Source organism: Streptomyces thermospinosisporus (genome assembly GCF_039526425.1).
Lineage (GTDB): Bacteria > Actinomycetota > Actinomycetes > Streptomycetales > Streptomycetaceae > Streptomyces > Streptomyces thermocarboxydovorans.
This window is the reverse complement of record NZ_BAAAIZ010000120.1, coordinates 52,530-57,277: the sequence shown is the minus strand read 5'-3', so window position 1 is coordinate 57,277 and position 4,748 is coordinate 52,530. Positions and strand designations below refer to the sequence as shown.

The 4,748-nt window shown below is 70.6% G+C and carries 1 protein-coding gene and 1 pseudogene; both read right to left on the bottom strand.

From position 1 onward, the window contains the following. Positions 1–53: 53 nt before the first annotated feature. Positions 54–3,644: a polymorphic toxin-type HINT domain-containing protein gene (locus tag ABD207_RS29995; protein WP_344016412.1), complete on the bottom strand. Its 3,591-nt coding sequence runs from the start codon at positions 3,642–3,644 to the stop codon at positions 54–56. 756 nt (positions 3,645–4,400) lie between these two features. Beyond that, positions 4,401–4,748: pseudogene (locus ABD207_RS29990) on the bottom strand (histidinol-phosphate aminotransferase family protein); the annotation flags it as partial.

Below are 4,748 nucleotides of genomic sequence, written 5' to 3'. Positions count from 1 at the left end.
TCGGCGGCCCGCACGTCCGCTACGTCCTGGACGAGAACCCCATGAGTTTCTGATCAATACTCCACGCCTTTGTAGACGTCGTGAGACACGAGTTTCCCCTGCTTGTACAGGTCGTACGCGTTGGCGATCTCGTTCGTCATCCCCTTGGGCAACTTGTCCGACAGGCGGCCATTGGGGCACCGGTCGTTGTGCACCAGGACGGGGATGCTGCCCGCCATCACGTAGTACGCAGGGATCTCGGCGATCGTCAGGTTGTGAACGCGCTGCTCCGACACGGTCCGGGACCGCACCGCGGAGACCCGGAACTGCGCGCCCGACGGCGTCCTGAGCCGTGCGCCGGGGGTGAGCTCCGCGGCCTCGCGCCAGGTGTTGACAGAGCCGGCCACCCAGAATCGGTGCCTGTCAGTCGCCGTCACTGTGCCGTCGGGCCGGGCACCGGGTCCGGAGACGGTGACCGTCCGGAGGTTCTTCGGGCCCTGGCTGCGGATGGTCGCCTCGACCGGCTCGGCCCGGGTCTGTCCCGTCTGCGGGTCCGTGGCCAGCACCTGGTCGCCGACACGCACGTCCTCGATGGGCTTCGGCCGGCCGTTGCTCATCAGGACCCGGGTGCCCGGTACGAAGCTGCTCTTCTGGCACGGCAGCTTCTTGAGCGCCTTGAGCTTGAGCGCGCTGAGAGCGAGGTCGTTCAGACAGTCGCCGGACTTGCTCGTGAGGCACTTCTCGACATCGTCGGCCCCCACGAACCAGGCGATCAGACGGTCGAGGTAGGTGCTGGTGATGCACTCCATCCCACCGGCACCGTCACCCGCGCAGACCAGCAGTGTCTCGCCCGGTTTCAGGTCTCCCTTCGACATCAGACTGTGCCGGACGGTGACCAGCCGCTTCTCGAGAGTCTTGCGGATCTCCTCGTCGGACAGTCGCTTCGGGCCTTCCTTCGCCTCCTGCTCGATCTGGGTCTTCAGCTCCGCAACGAGCTTGTCGGCGGCGGTCTTCAAGGCCTGGGTCCGTGCCTTGGCGGCGGCGACGGCATCCTTGTTCGCGGCCTCCGCCGCCACCCCCGCCTGGTAGGCGGAGATCCTGGCCTGGTAGGCGTAGCTCCCCGCGACCGCGGCGGAGTGTTCGGCGCGTTCTGCGGAGCGGGCCGCGGACTGGGCGTCTCGTTGTGCTGATGCGGCGGCGCTGCGGGCGGTCTTCGCGGATTCGGCGGCGCGGCTGGCGGACTGCTCTGCCTGGTCGGCGGACTTGTCCGCCTCCCGGGCGTAGTCGTCCGCCTGCTCGGCGGACTTCTTGGCCTTGTTCGACCACTCGACGGCCTTCTTGGCGTCCTTGCGTGCCTCGGCCGCGACTTTTTGGGCCTCGGCGGCATCCTTGTGAGCGAGGGCTGCCGATTTGTATGCCGCCTTCAGCAGTGTGGTGACCTCGGCGACGTGGGCCGCGGCGTTGGCGTCACGCTGCCGCGCCTTGTGCAGACCGACCTCGAGGAACGCCCGCAGTCCCGACGGAGGTCCCGACAGGGCCGCCTGCGCCGCGGCCTGCACCTCGGGGCCGCCCTCGGCGAGGGCCTCGGTGACGGCTACGCGGTCGTCGTCCTCACGAGCCTGGTACTGACCGGTCTCCAGGAAGTACGCGACGTCTTCCGCAGTACCGTCCAGCGCCTTGCTTGCGGCGGACTTCACTCCCGGACCGCCCTTGGCGGCGATCTGCGCGACGGCCACCCGGTCGTCGTCCTCCTTGCCGGGGTACGCGCGGGTGCGAAGGAACTCCCGCACCTGCTCGATCGGCTTGTCCAGGACGTCCAGCGCGGCCTGCTGCTGCGCGGGGATCTTCGTGTTCGCGGCGATGTGCGCCACGCCGGCCCGGTCGTCCTGCTCGAGGGCCACAGCCAGCCCGCTGTGCACGAACTCCACCACGTCCGCCTCGGTGCCGGACAGTGCGGTCTCGGCGGCGTCGCGTACCCACGTCCCTCCACTGCTCAGCAGGTTGAGCGCGGCCTGCCGGCCCTTGCTGACCGCGACGGCGCGGTCGGAAGCCGTCGCCGCTTCGGTCAGCAACTTCTGTGTGTCGTCCGGGAGCTGCTGACGGCGACCGATCTCGTACGCCGCGGTGGCCTTCCGGGCCTCGTGAGCCCGCCTGGCCTCCTCGGCGGCCAGAACTGCCTCGTCCCGCTGCTGGGCGAGCCGTTCCGCATCGGTCTTGCGGGCCAGTTCCGTCACGGAGGAGGCCTGCTCGGCTGCCTTCAGCGCGTTGTCGGCGGCCGCCGTGGCCCCGTTCGCCGCCTCGGTCGACTCCTTGGCGGCGTCCACCGCCTTGCCGGCGTTGTCGGCGGCTCTGTTCGCCGCCTTCGCCGCGGCCTCGGCATGGTCGGCGGCGTCGTTGGCCGCGTCCCGCGACTGCCGAGCGGCCTTCGCGGCCTGAGTGGCGTTCGTCTGGGCGGCGTTGGCAGCCCGCGTGGCCTGGTCGGCGAGCCGCTTGGCACGAGCCGCAGCGAGGGCCGCCTCGGTCCTCTTGGCACCGGCCTCGCCCGCCCAGCGGTCGGCGTCGGCTGCCGCTGCGGCCGCGGCAGCGGCGTTGACACCCGCGCTCGCCGCGGCCGAGGCGGCCTTGGCAGCGTTCTCGGCGGCGATACCGGCCTGGTCGGCGGCGGCAGCGGCCTTGCGCGCACCGGACGCCGCGGCGTTCGCCTTCTCCGCCGCCTTCCGGGCCTGCTTGGCACGAGCGGCGTCCGTGGCCGTCGCGGCAGCGGCCGATCTGGCCACCGAGGCCGCGTTTCCCGCACGGCTGGCGGCATACGCCGCCTGCGCCGCGGCAGTGGCAGCCACGCGCGCTGTCGTGTTCGCGGCAGCGGCCGCGGCCACCGCCGTACGGGCCGACTGCGCAGCTCGGTCGGCAGCAGCGGCAGCCCGGGACGCAGCAGCAGCAGCCTTGCCGGCCGACTGCTTGGCCTCCTGGGCCTCCTTGGCCGCGACCTGCGCTGCTTCCTTTGCCGCCTGTGTGGCCTTCTTCGCCTTGGCCGCCTCCTCCTTGGCGGTCTCCGTCAGCTTCTTCGCCTGCTTCTGCGCCTTTTCGGCGAGCTCGGCGAGCTGCGTGACGCTGAGCGTCTCCTGGTCACGCGCCGCGGCGATCTGCCAGCCGTGGTCCAGGAACTCCTGGATGTCCTCGGGCGTGCCGTCCAGGGCCTGCCCGGCCAGCTTCTTCACATTCGGACCGCCCGAGACCATCAGCTGAGCGACGAGGACGCGATTGTCGTCGGCCTGCGCCTTGTACTGGCCGTCCTGGAGGAACGCGGTCCAATCCTCGGGCGTACCGTCCAGTGCCTTGCTGGCCGCTTCCTTGACGCCAGGCCCGCCGAAGGCCATGACCTGCGCGACTTCGACGCGCAGGTCCTCCTCATGGGCCGGTGCGAACGAGGTGTTCAGGAACGCCTGCAACTCTGTGGCGCCGCCGCTCAAGGCAGCGTCGGCAGCCTTGCGAACGGCAGGACCACCGATGGCCATGACTTGGGCGACCTGAACCCGTAGGTCTTCCTCCCACACGACGGGCAGGTCCTGAGTCATGAACCTCTGGATGTCCTCGTCGGAGCCCAGCAGAGCAGCCTCGGCTGCCTTCCGTACCCCCGGGCCGCCGTACTTCCATGCCTCGAGCACGTCCGTCCTGTCGTACGAAGGCTCGGAGTCGTCGGCTGCGGCCGGCCACGGATCGCCACCCAGAACCATCACCAGGGCCAGCAGGGCCGCCGTGAGACCGCGCCATAGCGGCGCAGATCTCCAACTGGCAATCAAGACATTGCTCCTCACTATGGGCTGAAGACGACCGGGGCGGCCATGTCTGATCCGCGGTCACAGACCCACCACGGGCGAATGGTCCCTAACGGTGGAGTTGCTGAGAGGATCCGCGAGCAGCGACTGCCTCAGCCGGGCCGCGCACATCACGCCTGAGCGCAGCCGTCGACTGCCCGCGTTCAGACTCCGGAACTGGTGGTTCCTGGGAGGTGGTCCGCTGCGATCGGCCGGGGCAACGGCCCTCGGTCACAACCGTCCGGGCGTTGCATTGATGTCATTACCGCGCGCTGTACTCATCAAAGGCAGGCGAGCACAGTCATCTCAGCAACATGAGGAGTCGAAGGGCTCCGGCGGTCGCGAGCGATGGCCCGCTGCGCATGCCGGCATCCCCACCGCTCAACGTGCCAAGACAGGTCACTTCCCCCCAAGCATGATCCCCGTGTTGCCGCTGCCGGGCACACCCGACGTCACGCTGACGCCCCAGGCGCGGGTCAAGCGGCTGTGGTCATGGGGTCGGCGTGACAGGAGCAGATTCTCGCCGGGAGTCCACGAAGTTCACAGTAGATTCACAGACAACTTACCGTGCATCTTTGGCCAGAACTGCTCGGCCTGCTCTGCCCCTCAGCCCGCCTGCGCCTGCTGGCCCGTCCCCGCCGCGTTCGGCCACGCCTGGGCGCCCGGCCAGCCGCTCGCCGGGGCCGGGGAGAGGCCGTTGGTGCCGCGGACCTGGGCTGCCGTCAGACCGCCGCGGGCGGGGACGCCGGGTGGGGTGGGGCCGGTGGGCTGTGGGGCGGGGGTGGGCAAGGGCGCGGGGGCCGGGAACTGGGCCGCGGCCGGTACGGGCACCGGCTCCGGGGCCGGTGCGGGGGTCGGGACCGGCTGGGGGAGGGGCTGAGGGGCGGGCTGGGCGTAGGGCTGGGGCGCACCCGCACCCTGGGGGTCCGCCGAAGCTGCCGCCGGCATCGGCAT